We start from the raw sequence: 17,625 nt of genomic DNA on the forward strand, positions 1-17,625 counted from the left end.
GGAAGCCGCCGCGGTCACCACCACGGTCGTCACGACGCTCGAACGAACGGCCACCACGGTCGCCGCCCCGGTCGTCGCGACGCTCGAAGGAACGGCCACCACGGTCGTTGCCCCGGTCACCGCGGTCGTCACGGCGGAAGCCGCCGCGGTCGTCACGGCGCTCGAAGGAACGGCCGCCACGGTCGTCACGGCGCTCGAAGGAACGCCCGCCACGGTCGTTGCCCCGGTCACCGCGGTCGTCACGGCGGAAGCCGCCGCGGTCACCACCACGGTCGTCACGACGCTCGAACGAACGGCCACCACGGTCGCCGCCCCGGTCGTCGCGACGCTCGAAGGAACGGTCGCGGTCGGCGAAGCGGTCGCGGCCGTTGCCGCCGCTCCGCTCGGCCTTCTCGACGTCCCGCGCGCCCGGCTGCTCGGGCAGCGAGACCTCGGCCTCGGTCGCCGCCGCGGCCACCTCGGCCAGCACGGTCTCCGGGTCCTCGCCACGCTCCCGCGCGACGCGGGCGACCAGTCGGTCCGCCTCCTCGCGCAGCTCGGTCGCGCGCCGCTGGGCCCGCTCCAGCTCCTTGTTGAGCTGGGCGACCTCGCGCTCGGCCTGCTGCGCCGCGTTGCCCGCGGACTCGGCCTGGACCTCGGTCATCGACCGGGCACCGGTGATCTCGGCGACCTCCGGCTCGAAGGCCGCGCCGCCCTGGATGATGTGGCGCGTGGCGTCGACGCCCGCGTCCTCCATCAACCGGAAGATCTGACGCCGCTGGTGCGGCAGGGACAGGGAGACGACCGTGCCGGTACGGCCGGCGCGCGCGGTGCGGCCCGCGCGGTGCAGGTAGTCCTTGTGGTCACCGGCCGGGTCGACGTTGAGCACCAGGTCGATGCCGTCGACGTGGATGCCGCGCGCGGCGACGTCGGTGGCGACGAGCGCGTTGACGTAGCCCTTCTTGAAGTCCTCCAGGACCCGGGTGCGCGCGCCCTGCGTCATGCCGCCGTGCAGCGCGTCGGCCTTCACACCGGCGTCGCAGAGCTGTTCGGCGATGCGGTCGGCGCCGAGCTGGGTGCGGACGAAGATGATCGTGCGGCCCTTGCGGGAGGCGATCGCGGCGGTGACGGGCGCCTTGTCCTTGGGCTTCACGACCAGGATGTGGTGCGACATGGTCGTCACGTTGCCCTGGGCGCTGTCGACCTCGTGCGTGACCGGGTCGGTCAGGTAGCGCTTGACCAGCGTGGAGATCTCGTTCTCCATCGTGGCCGAGAAGAGCATGCGCTGGCCGCCCGCCGGGACCTGGTCGAGCAGCTCGGTGACCTCGGGCAGGAAGCCCAGGTCCGACATCTGGTCGGCCTCGTCGAGGACGGCGATCTGCACGTTCTCCAAGGAGCAGGCGCCGCGGTTGATGATGTCGCGCAGGCGGCCCGGGGTGGCGACGAGGACGTCGACGCCGCGCTCCAGGGCGTAGATCTGGTTGCCCATGGAGGTACCGCCGCAGACGACCTTCATCTTCAGGCCGAGGACGTCGCCGTACGGCTGGAGCGCGTCGGCGACCTGCATGGCCAGCTCACGGGTCGGCGTCAGGATGACGGCGCGCGGCTTGTGCTTCTCGGTGCGGCCGCCGGCCAGCGTGGCCAGGGTCGGCAGACCGAAGGAGAGGGTCTTGCCGGAGCCGGTGCGGCCCCGGCCGAGGATGTCCTTGCCCGCCAGCGCGTCCGGGATGGTCGCGGCCTGGATCGGGAAGGGGGTGGTCACGCCGTTCTGCGCGAGCTTGCGCACGACGCCCTCGGGCAGGCCCAGGTCGGCGAAGGTGGCCTCGGGAGCCTCGGGGGTCGCGGGGGCCTCGACGGCCTCCGGCGCGCCTTCCACGCCTTCGGCGTTCTCGGGCACGACGACGTGATCAGTACTGGTGATGGACATGCGAATGCGAAACCTTCCGGAGTCTCTCGTCGGCACGCGCCCGTCAACTCCGTGAATCGCGATTCGCAATACGACCGCCTCGATGCGGTCCACCACGGCAAAGGAGAGTACGCGCCACACGGCGCGCTCTGCGGTGGCGCCGGGCAAATGGGATCAAACGATCTACCACCATACGCACCCTCCACCCCCGAAGGCAAACCGGGTGGCACATGCCCAGCTCAGCCCGGTTGCGGACCCGGCTGCGGTCCCGGTTGCCGACCAGCCCGCAGACCCGGTTGCCGACCAGGTCGCCCGCCTGGCCGCGGCCCCGGTGACGCTGCCGCGTCCGTCCCCTGGCGCCACCCGTGTCCCCTACACCGGTGCCCCGGCCTCGGGGGCCGGCTCCCGCTGCGCCAGCTGCGTCCCCGGCGGTTCGTGCGCCGACGAGGACGGCTCCGGGGTCGGCTCGGGCGTCGGCGTGACCGGCGGCTCCGGGGTCGGTGTCGGCTCCGGCTCGACCGTGCGCGTGGGTTCCGGGGGCGGCGTCCGGGTGGGCGCGGGCTGCTCGCCCCCGCCCTGCGCGGGCGGAGCCCCGGTCGCCCGTCCGGGCGGCGCGGTCGCCGGGGAGGCGTCCGTACCCTTCCGGCCCTTGTCCCCGCTCTTGCCCCCGCCCGCGTCCGCGCCGTCGCCCTTGCCCTTCTTCCCCTTGCCGCGCCCGCGCCCCTCGTCGGCCGCCGCCGCGCCGTACCCGGCGTTCCCGCCCGTCAGCGCCGGACCGCCGCCGGGTGCCTCGTCGCCCCGCTCCCCGGTGGAGTGCGACGGCCTGGCACCCCCGCCGGACGCGCCGTCGCCGACACTCATGCAGCCGGCGGCGGCGGCGACGGCCACGGCCGTGGCGGCCAGTCGGACGGGAACGTTCAAGGGGCGCACGGGCGGCCACCTCCGGGGGTCAGGAGTCGCCGTGCCCAACTCCCGTCACCCACAAGAGGACACGCGCCGCGCACCGCGGACCTTGACCCGAGCGCGTCACCCGTACCCGAGGGCGTGCAGCCGCGCGTCGTCGATCCCGAAGTGGTGCGCGATCTCGTGGACCACCGTCACCTCGGTCTCCGCCACCACGTCCTCACGGGTCTCGCAGAAGCGCAGCGTCGGCCCCCGGTAAATGGTGATCCGGTCCGGCAGCACGCCCGCGTACCACTCCCCGCGCTCCGTCAGCGGCGTCCCCTCGTACAGCCCGAGCAGCTCGGGGTCGTCCGCCGGCGGCTCGTCCTCGACGAACACGGCGACGTTGTCCATCAGCCGCGTCAACTCCGGCGGAATCCGGTCCAGGGCCTCGGCGACCAGTTCCTCGAACTCCTCGCGCGTCATCTCCAGCACAGGCCCATTGTCGGGTACGACCGTGGAGTACGACACAGCCGTCCGCGGGCGCCCCGCGCGGCGGCCGCGAGCCGGCGTCCGCATACCCGCCCCGGGGCTTGGGCATACGGGCCCAATGGCTCGCGTCCCCGCCGCCGTCCTGCACGTCCTGGCCGAGGTGATGAACCCCATCCGCAACGCCCCGCGCGTCCTCGTCCGCCGCCGCCCCCGGACCCGCCGGGCGGCCGCGGCGCCGGAACTCGCCCCCCGGTCGCGTCCCTGGACCCGCGCCGCCGGTCTCGTCGCCGTCGTGCTGCTCGGCGCCTGGCTGGGCCTGCTGGTCGTGGGGGACGTCCGCGTCCCCGTCGGCCCCATGAACACGACCATGACGCTGCGCCCCTCCGTCAGCGGTGGCACGAAGATCAACGTCTCTCCACTGGGCGCTCTCCGGCTCGACAGCCACATCGCCCCGGTCCGCCTCGACGTCAACGTCGACCAACTCGACCCCGGCCGCGCCCAGGCCCTGGTCGACCACCCCGAACGCCTCTCCGGTCTCCAGGACGAGGTCGCGCGGGACGTCGCGCACGGCACGCTCGACCTCGCCGTCCGTTCCTGCGTCGCCGTGGTCACCGGCGCCACCGCCCTCGGACTGGCGGTCTACCGCCGCCCGCGTCCCGCGCTGGCCGCCGGCGGCATGGCCCTCACCCTGCTGGTCGCCTCCGGCGGCACCGCCTACGCGACCCTGAACCCCGACTCCGTCCTGGAGCCGAAGTTCTCCGGCCTGCTCTCCTCCGCGCCCTCCCTCGTCGGCAACGCGCGCAGCATCGTGACCGAGTTCGACATCTACCAGAAGGAACTGGCCCGCCTGGTCACGAACGTCACCAAGCTCTACGACGTCACCTCCACCCTCCCCGCCTACCAGCCCGACCCGACCACGATCCGCGTCCTACACGTGTCGGACATCCACCTGAACCCGGCGAGCTGGAAGATCATCGCCTCGCTGGTGGAGCAGTACGAGGTGAACGTGATCGTCGACTCGGGCGACACCATGGACCACGGCACCGCCGCGGAGAACAGCTTCCTGGACCCCGTCGAGGATCTCGGCGCCCCCTACGTCTGGGTCCGCGGCAACCACGACTCCCGCGTCACCCAGGAGTACCTCAAGGGCCTGAAGAACGCACACGTCCTGGACGACGGCCTGGCCCGGAACATCGCGGGCCTGCGCTTCGCCGGCATCGGCGACCCCCAGTTCACCCCCGACCGCTCGCGACCGGAAGGTGCCGAGGCCTCCCAGGAACTGGCCGGCGCCCGCCTGGCCTCGGCCCTGCGCGACCAGCGCGCGGCCGGCACCCCCGTCGACGTGGCCGTCGCCCACGAACCGTCGGCGGCCCGCCAGGTCGACGGCGAGGTCCCGCTGGTCCTCGCCGGGCACGTCCACCGCGAGGACATGGAGGTCATGAAGTACGGCACCCGCCTGCGCATCGAGGGCTCCACCGGCGGCAGCGGCCTGCGCGCGGTCGAGGGGAAGCACCCCGACCCGATCCAGGCGTCGATCCTGTACTTCGACCGGGACAGCCGGCGGCTCCAGGCCTGGGACGAGATCGAACTCGGCGGCCTGGGCCTGACGACGGCCGAGGTCAGCCGGCACCTCCCCAAGGAGAACCAGCCCGGCGCGACCCCTTCACCCACCGGCACGGGCCCGTCCGCGAGCGGCACGAGCCCCTCACCCTCGCGCACCGGCCCGTCCCCGACCGGCCCCACCCCCACCCCTCCGTAAACCGTTTTGGCGATACCTCCCGCCATCCCATATGCTTCTCACGTCCCCGACGCGCTGCGAAGCGCCCAGGCGGGCCGATAGCCCTCATCGTCTAGCGGCCTAGGACGCCGCCCTTTCAAGGCGGTAGCACGGGTTCGAATCCCGTTGGGGGCACGCAGTACGGTGTGCGACACTGTCGTACACGAGCTTGGTCCTGTGGAGCAGTTTGGAGTGCTCGCCACCCTGTCAAGGTGGAGGCCGCGGGTTCAAATCCCGTCAGGACCGCTGAGGTTTCACGTGAAACCTCGCGGCTGGGTAGCTCAGTTGGTACGAGCGATCGCCTGAAAAGCGATAGGTCGCCGGTTCGACCCCGGCCCCAGCCACATTCAACCCCCGTCGAGATCATCGACGGGGGTTTTGTGTTGCCCGTGAACGGCACCTTGCTGGTGCCGGGACGACGCCCGGGACGACCGGGCGGAAATCGTTCGCCAGGTTTTTCCCGGGGATGAGATCCTGGAACCCGTATGTCTACGCACCCCGCCCCCGCCCTCGGCACCCTCGCCCCCCGGCTGACCGAGCTGTCCCTGCGCGACGCGCACCGGCTCGGCCGGCGGCTCGAAGGTGCGCGGAAGATCCGCAAGCCGGAGGTTCGCGCCGCCGTCCTCGCCGAGATCGACGCAGAGGTGGCCAAGGCCGAGCAGCGCATCGGTGAACGCCGGTCCCGTGTGCCCGCCGTCAGCTACCCGGAGCAACTGCCCGTCAGCCAGAAGAAGGACGTGATCGCGGAGGCCATCCGTGATCACCAGGTCGTCATCGTCGCCGGTGAGACCGGGTCCGGCAAGACGACCCAGATCCCGAAGATCTGCGTGGAGCTGGGCCGGGGTGTGCGCGGCATGATCGGCCACACCCAGCCGCGGCGGATCGCCGCGCGCACCGTCGCCGAACGCGTGGCGGACGAGCTGGACACGCCCCTGGGCGAGGCCGTCGGCTGGAAGGTGCGCTTCACCGACCAGGTGAACCCGGACGCCACGTTCATCAAGCTGATGACGGACGGCATCCTGCTCGCCGAGATCCAGACCGACCGTGAGCTGCGCGCCTACGACACGATCATCATCGACGAGGCCCACGAGCGGTCCCTCAACATCGACTTCCTGCTGGGCTACCTCGCCCAGCTGCTGCCCAGGCGGCCGGATCTGAAGGTCGTCATCACCTCGGCGACGATCGATCCGGAGCGCTTCTCGCGGCACTTCGGCGACGCGCCGATCATCGAGGTGAGCGGACGGACGTACCCGGTGGAGGTGCGGTACCGGCCGCTGCTGGAGGAGGACGGCGACGACGCCGACCGGGACCAGATCACCGCGATCACCGACGCCGTCGAGGAGCTGATGGCGGAGGGGAAGGGCGACATCCTCGTCTTCCTCTCCGGCGAGCGGGAGATCCGGGACACCGCCGACGCCCTGGAGAAGAAGAAGTACCGGTTCACGGAGGTGCTGCCGCTGTACGCGCGGCTGTCGCACGCCGAGCAGCACCGCGTGTTCCAGCAGCACACCGGACGCAGGATCGTTCTGGCGACCAACGTCGCCGAGACCTCGCTGACCGTGCCCGGCATCAAGTACGTGATCGATCCCGGGTTCGCCCGGATCTCCCGGTACAGCCACCGCACCAAGGTCCAGCGCCTGCCGATCGAGCCCATCTCGCAGGCCAGCGCCAACCAGCGCAAGGGCCGCTGCGGGCGGACCAGCGACGGCATCTGCATCCGGCTGTACTCCGAGGACGACTTCGAGGCGCGGCCGGAGTTCACCGACGCGGAGATCCTCCGCACGAACCTCGCCTCCGTCATCCTGCAGATGACCGCCGCCGGCCTCGGCGACATCGAGAAGTTCCCCTTCATCGACCCGCCGGACCACCGCAACATCCGCGACGGCGTGCAGCTCCTCCAGGAACTGGGCGCGCTGGACCCGGCGCAGAAGGACGTACGCAAGCGGCTCACCGACACCGGCCGGAAGCTGGCCCAGCTGCCCGTCGACCCCCGGCTGGCCAGGATGGTCCTGGAGGCCGACCGCAACGGCTGCGCCCGCGAGGTCATGGTCATAGCGGCGGCGCTGTCCATCCAGGACCCGCGGGAGCGGCCGTCCGAGAAGCAGGCCCAGGCCGACCAGCAGCACGCTCGCTTCAAGGACGAGACCAGCGACTTCCTGGCCTTCCTGAACCTGTGGCGGTACGTGCGGGAGCAGCAGAAGGAGCGCGGCTCGTCGTCCTTCCGCCGGATGTGCAAGCAGGAGTACCTCAACTTCCTGCGCATCCGCGAATGGCAGGACATCTACACGCAGCTGCGCACGGTCGCCAAGCAGATGGGCATCCACCTCAATGAGGAGGACGCCCCCGACGACCGCGTCCACGTGTCGCTGCTGGCCGGGCTCCTCTCCCACGTCGGCATGAAGGACGTGAAGGACGCCGGAGGCGAGGGCGGGAGGAGCACGGGCAAGAACGAGTACCTGGGCGCCCGGAACGCCAAGTTCGCGATCTTCCCCGGCTCCGCGCTCTTCAAGAAGCCCCCGCGGTTCGTGATGTCCGCCGAGCTGGTGGAGACCTCCCGCCTGTGGGCCCGCGTCAACGCGCGGATCGAGCCGGAGTGGGTCGAGCCCCTCGCCGGGCACCTCCTCAAGCGCACCTACAGCGAGCCGCACTGGGAGAAGGACCAGGCGGCCGTGATGGCCTACGAGAAGGTCACGCTGTACGGCGTGCCGATCGTGGCCCAGCGCAAGGTGAACTACGGGCGCATCGACCCGGAGGCCAGCCGGGAGCTGTTCATCCGCAACGCTCTGGTCGAGGGCGACTGGCGCACGCACCACAAGTTCTTCGCGGACAACCGCCGGCTGCTCACCGAGGTCGAGGAGCTGGAGCACCGCGCCCGGCGCCGGGACATCCTGGTCGACGACGAGACCCTCTACGACTTCTACGACCAGCGGGTGCCCGAACACGTCGTCTCCGGCGCGCACTTCGACTCCTGGTGGAAGCACAAGCGGCACGAGCAGCCCGACTTCCTCGACTTCGAGCGCGAGATGCTCATCAACGAGAAGGCGGGGGCGGTCACCAAGGACGACTACCCGGACTCGTGGCGCCAGGGGCAGCTGAAGTTCCGGGTGACGTACCAGTTCGAGCCGGGCGCGGACGCCGACGGCGTGACCGTGCACGTTCCGCTGCAGGTGCTCAACCAGGTCACGGACGAGGGCTTCGACTGGCAGATCCCCGGTCTGCGCGAGCAGGTCGTCACGGAGCTGATCCGCTCCCTGCCCAAGCCGGTCCGCCGCAACTACGTACCGGCGCCGGACTACGCGCAGAAGTTCCTGCGGCGGGCCGTGCCCCTCCAGGAGCCGCTGACGGTGACCATGGCGCGCGAGCTGCGGCGGATGGTCGGAGTGCCGTTCGACGCGGAGGACTTCGACTGGTCGAGGGTCCCGGACCACCTGAAGATCACTTTCCGGATCGTCGACGAGCGGCGCCGCAAACTGGCCGAGGACAAGGACCTGGAGGCCCTGAAGCTGCGGCTGAGGCCCAAGGCGCGCAAGGCGCTGTCGCAGGCCGCCGCGGCCACCGCGGAGCGCAGCGGCGGCGAGTCCCTGGAGCGCACCGGGCTGACGGACTGGACGATCGGCACCCTGACGCGCGTCTTCGAGACGCGCCGGGCCGGGCAGCCGGTGAAGGCCTACCCGGCCCTGGTGGACGACGGACCGACGGCGAACACCGTCTCCGTACGCCTCTTCGACACGGAGGCCGAGCAGGCGCAGGCGATGTGGAGGGGCACGCGCCGGCTGATCCTGCGCAACATCCCGGTGAACCCGGCGAAGTTCGCGTCCGAGAAGCTGACCAACCAGCAGAAGCTCGGGCTGTCCGCCAATCCGCACGGTTCGATCCAGGCGCTGTTCGACGACTGCGCCACGGCGGCGGCGGACCGGCTGATCGCCGACTTCGGCGGACCGGCGTGGGACGAGGAGTCGTACCGGAAGCTCTACGACAAGGTCCGCGCGGAGATCGTCGACACGACCGTCCGCACGGTGGGCCAGGTGCAGCAGGTACTGGCGGCCTGGCAGGCCTGCGAGCGCCGCCTGAAGGCCGTACGGAGCCCCGCGCTGCTGGCCAACCTCCAGGACGTACGGGGGCAGCTGGACGCGCTGGTGAAGCCCGGCTTCGTCACGGAGGCGGGCATCAAGCGACTGCCGGACCTGATGCGGTATCTGGTCGCCGCGGACCGGAGGCTCCAGCAGATGCCGACCGGGGTCCAGCGGGACACGTCCCGGATGGAGAAGGTCCACGAGATGCGGGACGAGTACGCGTGGCTGCTGGAGCAGATGCCCCAGGGGCGGCCGGTGCCGCAGCAGGTGCTGGAGGTCCGCTGGATGATCGAGGAGCTCCGGGTCAGCTATTTCGCGCACGCGCTGGGCACGGCCTACCCCGTCTCCGACAAGCGGATCGTCAAGGCCATCGACGCGCTCGCACCGTGACCACGGCCGTACGGAGGGTGAGTTCGACCCAGGGGCTCGCCCTCCTGTAGAGTCTCGTCTCGCAGCGCAACGCAGGAAAAAGCGCCGCAAATCCTGGTCCTGTGGAGCAGTTTGGAGTGCTCGCCACCCTGTCAAGGTGGAGGCCGCGGGTTCAAATCCCGTCAGGACCGCAGCAAGGGCCCGCACCGATCGGTGCGGGCCCTTTTCGTTGCCCCGGATCCGGTCCCGGGCGACGGCCGCGCGCCCGCGGCGCCCAAGAGCCCCGTGGGGCCGCGCCGGCCCTCTTCACGCGTCCAACCCCGCCCCACGCCCACCGGAGGCCCTCAGCGCCCCCTGGCGGCCTTGACGGCGTCACATTCCCTCGGTACTTCAGAGACAGGGCACGTTCTCCGCGCGGTTCCCGGAGGTGGCGTATGGCGGCATCGGTCAGGCACGAGACGCGGGCCCTGCTCCGCGCGCATCTGGCGGCCGCGTCGTCGTACCGCCACCTGACGCGCCACTGCCCGATCTGCCACCGGCTGCTGCGACTGGCGCTGGACTCGTCCACCCCACAGTCTCCGACGGAGCGTCAAGAGGGCCTCGAGGACGAGAGCGCTCCCACCGCCTGAGGGGCGCCGCCCCCAACACCCTTGCCACGCCGCCCTGCTGGAGCTCACGTCTCCTTTAGCGCACGGATGCCGGGACCAACAAGCGGGGAACCGTGTGACGGGTGTCACCGCATGAGTTTCTGGAACCGTGGCACTTATGGCTCCCCTACAACAGGTCCATTTAATATGTGCAATTGCACCACCTCTACGCGGCCCTCGCACAGATGATCCGACACCCCTCCCCAGACTCCGACAAGGCCGCTCACAGAGCCGGCCGACGACCCTCCCCCAGCCACAGGACCGCACACAAAAAAGATCGCGCTGGACCCGGCGGAGTCCAGCGCGATCCACGACGCACCCCTGTTGGGGCAGGAACGGCATCGTGTTGAGCTGTGGTTCCGAGCGCCTCGGCGGGTTGGGGGACCTGCCGTTCTGCCCGGTTATTCAGTTGTTCAGGCCTCGCTGCGCTGCTGCGGAATGCCCGCGAGCAGAGCGCGGACCTCGGCTTCGCGGTAGCGGCGATGCCCGCCGAGCGTGCGGATCGACGTGAGCTTGCCGGCCTTCGCCCAGCGCGTGACCGTCTTCGGGTCGACGCGGAACATGGTGGCGACCTCAGCCGGGGTCAGCAGCGGCTCGGCATCAGGGGTGCGAGCGGTCATGAGCGGCCTCCTCGGGAGAACCGAACCTTCTCGGTTCTTTCCTTTAAATTCTGCACCTTGACCCGCGTTGCCCGAAATGGCGGACACGGGTCGAGTCGGTTATAGGACGAACGGCTTGTCCTCGGCACTACAACTACACCATCCGTCCAGCCGCGTCGGCCAAACCGATGGAATTGCCCTCCCAGGTGTTCATCAGCGACGGAAGCCGATGGACCATGCCATAGCGGACAGTCACGCCACTGTGACGATCAGTCACAGGACGATCAGGAGTCACCAGACCCCCCAAAGCGTGCAATGCTGCGATTCCGCCCACAGTGCATCACAGCAGGACGGACGGAGCCCTCCCCGGACTCCTTGTCCTATTTTGGCATGAGGAGGGGGAAGGGGCGCAAGAGTGATGTACGTGCGGTCCGTCACGCTTGACGCTTACGCCCGGATCGGGACCTACGTCCCTTGTTGACGAAACATCAGCCCACCCCGGGCACGTGTCGGAGCGGAAGACGAAACCCCACATCGGGCGGTACGTCAAACGTCAGTTCGCGGACCGCCGGTCCCGCACCGCCCGCCAGCGCTCCACGAGCCGCCCGTACGCCGCCCCCGCCGCGGCCCCGTCGCCGTGGCGCAGCGCTTCGATGCCCTCGGCCACGTCGGCGGCCGAGTGGTCGTCCTCCAGCTCACCGGACGGCACCGCGTGCACCAGCCCTCCGTAGTCCAGCTCCACCAGGGAGCGCGGGTGGAACTCCTCCAGCCAGCGCCCCACGTCCACCAGACCGTCGATGAGCGGCCCCTCGTCCATGGCCTCGCGCAGCGCCCGCAGGCCCCGGGCGACCCGTCGGCGGGCCTGCACCATCGGCGTCCGGTAGCGCAGCACCGGCGCGGCCGCCCCCTCGCCGTCGCCGGCCTTCTCGTACTCCCGCTCCGCGTCGGAGACCAGGACGAACCAGTTGATCGGCACCTGCCAGGTGGCGGTGCGGATCCAGGGGCGGGCGTCCGGGTTGCGCCGCAGCCAGCGCTCGTAGTCCTGGGCGCTCTGCCGGCGCACGACCGGGGGCAGCAGGGCGTCGAGGACGGGCTCGGGGAAGTCCTCGGGCAGCTCCTCCAGGGCCTGCCAGCCGCGCAGCCGGGTCCGCCACGGGCAGACGCAGACCACCCCGTCGACCTCGGTCACGAACGCGTCCGCGCTCTCGTGCACCGGCACGGGGACCGGCGGGACGGGCAGCAGGTCCGCGAGGGAGCGGCGCAGCTCGTCCTGGTAGGTGGGCAGGTCGGTGCGGCGGGCGTACCGGGTCCAGTGGCCGCGCTCCTCCTCCGGGAAGGCGGTCAGCGGCTCGTACACGCGCAGGTACGCCGCGTACGGGACGATCACCGAGGACACCTTGGGCACGCCTGCTCCCTCCCCCGCGCGACGCTGCGAAAACCTGCGTCAGTCGATCACAAACGCGCGGCAACCTCTGCAAATCGTCGCACGCGTGTACTCCGTGCGGAGGTGATCCTGAGCACTGTGCGGCGGGCGGCCACCGTCAGGCCCTAATCTCGTGCCACAGTCCCCGCCACCCGCACGGGGACCCGTCTCCACCCGCCGCACCTACACAGGAGTCACCACCGTGACCGACGTAACCGGCGCACCTGCTGATGTCCTCCACACCCTGTTCCACTCGGAGCTGGGGGGCCATGAGCAAGTCGTGCTCTGCCAGGACCGTGCCAGCGGCCTGAAGGCCGTCATCGCCCTCCACTCCACCGCCCTGGGCCCCGCGCTCGGCGGTACGCGCTTCTACCCGTACGCGAACGAGGCGGAGGCCGTCGCCGACGCGCTGAACCTCGCTCGCGGCATGTCGTACAAGAACGCCATGGCCGGCCTCGAGCACGGCGGCGGCAAGGCCGTGATCATCGGCGACCCGGAGCAGATCAAGTCGGACGAGCTGCTGCTCGCCTACGGCCGGTTCGTCGCCTCGCTCGGCGGCCGGTACGTCACCGCCTGCGACGTCGGCACGTACGTCGCCGACATGGACGTCGTGGCGCGCGAGTGCCGCTGGACGACGGGCCGCTCCCCCGAGAACGGCGGCGCGGGGGACTCCTCCGTGCTCACCGCCTTCGGCGTCTACCAGGGCATGCGGGCCTCGGCCCAGCACCTGTGGGGCGACCCGACGCTGCGCGACCGCACCGTCGGCATCGCGGGCGTCGGCAAGGTCGGCCACCACCTGGTCGAGCACCTGCTCGCCGAGGGGGCCCACGTGGTCGTCACCGATGTGCGCAAGGACGTCGTGCGGGCGATCACCGAGCGGCACCCGTCGGTGATCGCGGTCGCCGACACCGACGCCCTGATCCGGGTCGAGAACCTCGACATCTACGCCCCCTGCGCGCTCGGCGGCGCGCTGAGCGACGAGACGGTGCCGGTGCTGACCGCCCGCGTGGTGTGCGGCGCGGCCAACAACCAGCTCGCCCACCCGGGCGTGGAGAAGGACCTCGCCGACCGCGGCATCCTCTACGCGCCGGACTACGTGGTGAACGCCGGCGGTGTCATCCAGGTCGCCGACGAGCTGCACGGCTTCGACTTCGAGCGGTGCAAGGAGAAGGCGGCGAAGATCTTCGACACCACGCTGGCCATCTTCGCACGTGCGAATGAGGACGGTATCCCGCCGGCCGCCGCGGCCGACCGGATCGCCGAGCAGCGGATGGCGGAGGCACGCTCCCGGGTGTGATCCCACGGTGATCGGGAAGGCGTTTCGACGCTGTGGGCGGTACCTGCCGGGGGGCACTTGGAGAGAACTCTCACTTCTCCCGGCGGGTCGACCGCCGAAAGGTGGTTAAAATCGCCTTTGACCAGCGAGGACGGGGCGCCTCGAAGGTCCTGGGCGTAGCCACGTCCTACGGGCGACGTACCGTATGGGCGTGGGCTCAGGTACCGTGGAAGCCCTACGGACCGGTCTCTCCACGGAGAGTCCGTGCCGGACCATGAACGCGTGTCAAGACTCTGGGGCCGTCGAGCCCCGTCGTTGAGGGGGTCGAGCCATGGGGCGCGGCCGGGCCAAGGCCAAGCAGACGAAGGTCGCCCGCCAGCTGAAGTACAACAGCGGTGGGACTGATCTCTCCCGCCTGGCCGAGGAGCTGGGCGCATCGCCGTCGAATTCGCAACCGCCGAATGGCGAGCAATTCGAGGACGATGAGCAGGACGATGACGTGTACGCACGGTACGCCGACCTCTATGGGGACGACGACCAGGACGAGGACGGCCAGTCCCCGCAACAGCGACGCGGCGCTTGACCCTGCGCGGAACACTCACCCGGTCGGTGACTCAGGTCACCGACCGGGTTTAGTGCTACCCGCACGGTCGCCGGGCTCTCAGCCGGCGTAGTCGCCGACGAGCGCGGCGCCCGTCGCGTGGTCACCGCGGTCGGTGATCTCACCGGCCACCCAGGCGTCCACACCGCGGTCGGCCAGGGTCGTCAGGGCCACGTCCGCCGACTCCTCGGGCACGATCGCGATCATGCCCACGCCCATGTTCAGGGTCTTCTCCAGCTCCAGGCGTTCCACCCGGCCCGTCGTACCGACGAGGTCGAAGATCGCGCCCGGGGCCCAGGTGGAGCGGTCCACGACGGCGTGCAGGCCGTCGGGGATCACCCGGGCCAGGTTGGCGGCGAGACCGCCTCCCGTGACGTGGCTGAAGGCGTGGACCTCGGCGGTGCGGGTGAGAGCCAGGCAGTCCAGCGAGTAGATCTTGGTCGGCTCCAGCAGTTCCTCACCGAGGGTGCGGCCGAGGCCCTCCAGGTGCGCGTCCAGGGCCAGTCCGGCCTCGTTCAGCAGGACGTGGCGGACGAGCGAGTACCCGTTCGAGTGAAGCCCGGAGGAGGCCATGGCGATCACCGCGTCACCCGTACGGATGCGATCCGGGCCGAGCAGCCGGTCCGCCTCCACGACGCCCGTGCCGGCGCCGGCGACGTCGAAGTCGTCCGCGCCCAGCAGGCCGGGGTGCTCGGCCGTCTCACCGCCGACCAGGGCGCAGCCGGCCAGTACGCAGCCCTCGGCGATGCCCTTGACGATCGCGGCGACACGCTCGGGGTGGACCTTGCCGACGCAGATGTAGTCGGTCATGAACAGCGGCTCGGCACCGCAGACCACGATGTCGTCCATGACCATGGCGACCAGGTCGTGGCCGATGGTGTCGTAGACGCCCAGCTGCCGGGCGATGTCGACCTTGGTGCCGACGCCGTCGGTGGCGGAGGCGAGCAGGGGGCGCTCGTAGTTCTTGAGGGCGGAGGCGTCGAAGAGACCGGCGAAACCGCCGAGGCCGCCGAGGACCTCGGGACGCTGCGTCTTCTTCACCCACTCCTTCATGAGCTCGACGGCGCGGTCGCCCGCCTCGATGTCGACACCTGCGGTCTTGTAGGAGGCTGCTGCGCTGCTGGCACCAGTTGTGTCAGGCATGACGATGAGAACCTTCGTGTCGTACGGCAGGTATTGCGGACGGCTACGGGCGACGGATGGCGTCGGCGGCGGCCGTGGCGGCGGGCCCGGCGGCCAGCTCGGTCTCCAGGAGCTGCTTGCCGAGCAGCTCGGGGTCGGGGAGTTCCATCGGGTACTCGCCGTCGAAGCAGGCGCGGCACAGGTTCGGCTTGGCGATCGTGGTCGCCTCGATCATGCCGTCGATGGAGATGTAGGCCAGGGAGTCGGCGCCGAGCGAGGTGCCGATCTCCTCGATGCTCATGCCGTTGGCGATCAGCTCGGCGCGGGTGGCGAAGTCGATGCCGAAGAAGCAGGGCCACTTCACGGGCGGGGAGGAGATCCGGATGTGGACCTCGGCGGCGCCTGCCTCGCGGAGCATGCGGACCAGGGCCCGCTGGGTGTTGCCGCGGACGATGGAGTCGTCGACGACGACCAGCCGCTTGCCCTTGATGACTTCCTTCAAGGGGTTCAGCTTCAGGCGGATGCCGAGCTGGCGGATGGTCTGCGAGGGCTGGATGAAGGTGCGGCCCACGTAGGCGTTCTTCACCAGGCCGTTGCCGAAGGGGATGCCGGAGGCCTCGGCGTACCCGATCGCGGCGGGGGTGCCGGATTCCGGGGTCGCTATGACCAGGTCGGCGTCGGCGGGGGCCTCCGCGGCCAGCTTGCGGCCCATCTCGACCCGCGAGAGGTACACGTTCCGGCCGGCGATGTCGGTGTCCGGGCGGGCCAGGTACACGTACTCGAAGACGCAGCCCTTGGGCTTCGCTTCTGCGAATCGCGAGGTGCGCAGGCCGTTCTCGTCGATGGCGACGAACTCGCCCGGCTCGATCTCGCGGACGTAGGAGGCGCCGCAGATGTCGAGGGCGGCGGACTCCGAGGCGACCACCCAGCCGCGCTCCAGCCGGCCGAGGACCAGCGGGCGGATGCCCTGGGGGTCCCGGGCGGCGTAGAGGGTGTGCTCGTCCATGAAGACGAGGGAGAAGGCGCCGCGCACCTGGGGCAGCACCTTGCCGGCCGCCTCCTCGATGGTCAGCGGCTTGCCGTCGTCGTCGACCTGGCCCGCGAGCAGCGCGGTGACCAGGTCCGTGTCGTTGGTCGCCGCGACCCGGGTGGAGCGGCCGTCCTGCTTGGGCAGGTCGGCGACCATCTCGGCGAGCTGGGCGGTGTTGACGAGGTTGCCGTTGTGCCCGAGCGCGATGGAGCCCTGCGCGGTGGCACGGAACGTCGGCTGGGCGTTCTCCCACACGGAGGCACCGGTGGTCGAGTAGCGGGCGTGTCCGACCGCGATGTGACCCTGGAGCGAACCGAGCGAGGTCTCGTCGAAGACCTGGGAGACCAGTCCCATGTCCTTGAAGACGAGGATCTGTGAGCCGTTGCTGACCGCGATTCCCGCGGATTCCTGGCCTCGATGCTGGAGGGCGTAGAGCCCGAAGTAGGAGAGTTTTGCGACCTCTTCACCGGGAGCCCAGACACCGAAGACGCCGCATGCGTCCTGGGGGCCCTTCTCGCCCGGAAGCAGATCGTGATTGAGTCGACCGTCACCACGTGGCACGTCTCCGAGTGTAGGCGAGGTCGACCACTGGTCCGAATTGGGTACGACGGCTCACCCGGGGATCACCGATCGGCGAAGGCCCGGACGGTCACGCCGTCCTTGCTGGTCAGCGTGAGGGTCTCGTGGTCGATCCGGTACTCGACCGTCCCGCCGAAGAGCCCCAGCAGGCGCTTCTCGGCGTCCATGAGTGAGCCTTCGCACATCATTCGGGTGGTGGACGGGGCGCCGAGGGTGATACTGCCGTCGCTGACGGTGGCCTTGGCGTTGACGTGGTTGCAGGGGAGCCGGCCGACGACGGTCTTCGCGTCCCGGTCGAAGGTGAGGTGGGCGGGGCCCCGCTGGCCGGGGGCCGTCACGGTCCACCGGGTGCCGTACAGGGACGCCTCCTCGGGCCGGCTCAGCTTGACGGTGTCGCCGTCGGAGGTGGTGAGCGTCAGGCGTTCGCCCTCGTTCTCGGTGGTGAGGGAGCCGTCGGCGAGGGCGCGGCCGAGGGACTTCTCGAAGTCCGCGGGCGTCTTGTCGCAGGCCTTCTCGGTGAACATGGCGTCGCTGACCCGCACGCGCTCGCCCTCGACCACGGCGCGGGCGCCGAAGGTGTTGCAGCCGGTGCTGCCCACCGCCTCGCCGCTCTCCTCGATCCGGACGTGCGCCGAGTCCGGCGCCCGGTGGGTGGTGCCGTCGACGGTGACGCTGTCGATGCTCCAGCGGACGCCGGTGATGGGCTCGCCGGCACCGACGGAGCCGCTGCCACCGTCGGCCTTCTCGCCGCCGCAGGCCGCCACGAGCGGCACGAGCGCGGCGAGCGCCACCACGGTCAGGGTCACGTTGCGCTGCTGCTTCTGCCTGTACATGCCGATTCGACGGCCGTGCGGAGGGTTGGGTTCCCCT

At 70.6% G+C, this 17,625-nt stretch carries 13 protein-coding genes and 4 tRNA genes; 9 read left to right on the top strand and 8 right to left on the bottom strand.

Translation table 11 applies throughout. The annotated features are described in order from the left end of the window. From ACZ6EG_RS08190 to ACZ6EG_RS08200, 3 genes are all read right to left on the bottom strand, one after another. The coding region (locus ACZ6EG_RS08190; protein ID WP_391971630.1) for a DEAD/DEAH box helicase at positions 1–1,906 on the bottom strand (1,906 nt) is incomplete at its 3' end. Positions 1,907–2,257: 351 nt separating this feature from the next. After that, entirely contained in the window at positions 2,258–2,815 is a 558-nt protein-coding gene (locus tag ACZ6EG_RS08195; RefSeq protein ID WP_469602716.1) for a hypothetical protein, read from the bottom strand. Between the two features lie 96 nt (positions 2,816–2,911). After that, positions 2,912–3,262, bottom strand: coding sequence for a metallopeptidase family protein (locus ACZ6EG_RS08200; RefSeq protein WP_043383624.1), 351 nt, complete (start codon positions 3,260–3,262; stop codon positions 2,912–2,914). Positions 3,263–3,377: 115 nt separating this feature from the next. Here ACZ6EG_RS08200 and ACZ6EG_RS08205 point away from each other — a divergent pair, with 115 nt between their 5' ends. The 7 genes from ACZ6EG_RS08205 (at position 3,378) to ACZ6EG_RS08235 (ending at position 10,107) form a co-directional block, all read left to right on the top strand. After that, on the top strand, positions 3,378–5,018 hold the full coding sequence (locus tag ACZ6EG_RS08205) for a metallophosphoesterase family protein (protein ID WP_469602719.1): 1,641 nt from the start codon (positions 3,378–3,380) through the stop codon (positions 5,016–5,018). 80 nt (positions 5,019–5,098) lie between these two features. Next, positions 5,099–5,171, top strand: a tRNA-Glu gene (locus tag ACZ6EG_RS08210). A gap of 36 nt (positions 5,172–5,207) precedes the next feature. Further along, positions 5,208–5,282 (top strand) — tRNA-Asp (locus ACZ6EG_RS08215). A gap of 24 nt (positions 5,283–5,306) precedes the next feature. Beyond that, positions 5,307–5,380, top strand: a tRNA-Phe gene (locus ACZ6EG_RS08220). A gap of 141 nt (positions 5,381–5,521) precedes the next feature. Next, entirely contained in the window at positions 5,522–9,499 is a 3,978-nt protein-coding gene (gene hrpA, locus ACZ6EG_RS08225; protein WP_469602722.1) for an ATP-dependent RNA helicase HrpA, read from the top strand. Between the two features lie 95 nt (positions 9,500–9,594). Next, positions 9,595–9,669 (top strand) — tRNA-Asp (locus tag ACZ6EG_RS08230). Positions 9,670–9,912: 243 nt separating this feature from the next. Beyond that, the gene (locus ACZ6EG_RS08235; protein ID WP_391971634.1) at positions 9,913–10,107 is read left to right on the top strand and encodes a DUF6274 family protein; all 195 of its coding nucleotides are present in this window, start codon (positions 9,913–9,915) and stop codon (positions 10,105–10,107) included. Positions 10,108–10,538: 431 nt separating this feature from the next. Here the strand turns inward: ACZ6EG_RS08235 and bldC are convergent, their stop codons facing one another. After that, positions 10,539–10,745, bottom strand: a complete 207-nt coding sequence (bldC, locus tag ACZ6EG_RS08240; RefSeq protein ID WP_003949541.1) for a developmental transcriptional regulator BldC — start codon at positions 10,743–10,745, stop codon at positions 10,539–10,541. 532 nt (positions 10,746–11,277) lie between these two features. Next, complete coding sequence (locus ACZ6EG_RS08245) at positions 11,278–12,129, bottom strand: DUF8083 family protein (RefSeq protein ID WP_391971635.1); 852 nt, start codon at positions 12,127–12,129, stop codon at positions 11,278–11,280. Between the two features lie 220 nt (positions 12,130–12,349). On the opposite strand from ACZ6EG_RS08245, the gene ACZ6EG_RS08250 reads away from it, so the two are divergent. Both ACZ6EG_RS08250 and ACZ6EG_RS08255 read left to right on the top strand, forming a co-directional pair. Next, positions 12,350–13,444, top strand: coding sequence for a Leu/Phe/Val dehydrogenase (locus ACZ6EG_RS08250; RefSeq protein ID WP_391971636.1), 1,095 nt, complete (start codon positions 12,350–12,352; stop codon positions 13,442–13,444). Positions 13,445–13,754: 310 nt separating this feature from the next. Continuing rightward, positions 13,755–14,006, top strand: coding sequence for a DUF3073 domain-containing protein (locus tag ACZ6EG_RS08255; protein ID WP_053133512.1), 252 nt, complete (start codon positions 13,755–13,757; stop codon positions 14,004–14,006). Between the two features lie 78 nt (positions 14,007–14,084). On the opposite strand, the gene purM is transcribed toward ACZ6EG_RS08255, so the two are convergent. The 3 genes from purM to ACZ6EG_RS08270 all read right to left on the bottom strand — a co-directional run bounded on the left by purM (position 14,085) and on the right by ACZ6EG_RS08270 (position 17,588). Then, positions 14,085–15,167: a phosphoribosylformylglycinamidine cyclo-ligase gene (purM, locus tag ACZ6EG_RS08260; protein WP_469602727.1), complete on the bottom strand. Its 1,083-nt coding sequence runs from the start codon at positions 15,165–15,167 to the stop codon at positions 14,085–14,087. A 43-nt stretch (positions 15,168–15,210) separates the two neighbouring features. Then, complete coding sequence (gene purF, locus ACZ6EG_RS08265) at positions 15,211–16,737, bottom strand: amidophosphoribosyltransferase (protein WP_391971637.1); 1,527 nt, start codon at positions 16,735–16,737, stop codon at positions 15,211–15,213. A gap of 62 nt (positions 16,738–16,799) precedes the next feature. After that, positions 16,800–17,588: an META domain-containing protein gene (locus ACZ6EG_RS08270; protein WP_391971638.1), complete on the bottom strand. Its 789-nt coding sequence runs from the start codon at positions 17,586–17,588 to the stop codon at positions 16,800–16,802. Positions 17,589–17,625 lie beyond the last annotated feature (37 nt).

This window comes from Streptomyces sp. NPDC041968 (assembly GCF_055589025.1).

Bases quoted from the DNA above. Each gene is read 5' to 3' on its own strand.
- ACZ6EG_RS08205 (WP_469602719.1), top strand. From the start codon at position 3,378: ATGGCTCGCGTCCCCGCCGCCGTCCTGCACGTCCTGGCCGAGGTGATG.
- hrpA (WP_469602722.1), top strand. From the start codon at position 5,522: ATGTCTACGCACCCCGCCCCCGCCCTCGGCACCCTCGCCCCCCGGCTG.
- ACZ6EG_RS08235 (WP_391971634.1), top strand. From the start codon at position 9,913: ATGGCGGCATCGGTCAGGCACGAGACGCGGGCCCTGCTCCGCGCGCAT.
- bldC (WP_003949541.1), bottom strand. From the start codon at position 10,745: ATGACCGCTCGCACCCCTGATGCCGAGCCGCTGCTGACCCCGGCTGAG.
- ACZ6EG_RS08255 (WP_053133512.1), top strand. From the start codon at position 13,755: ATGGGGCGCGGCCGGGCCAAGGCCAAGCAGACGAAGGTCGCCCGCCAG.
- purM (WP_469602727.1), bottom strand. From the start codon at position 15,167: ATGCCTGACACAACTGGTGCCAGCAGCGCAGCAGCCTCCTACAAGACC.
- ACZ6EG_RS08270 (WP_391971638.1), bottom strand. From the start codon at position 17,588: ATGTACAGGCAGAAGCAGCAGCGCAACGTGACCCTGACCGTGGTGGCG.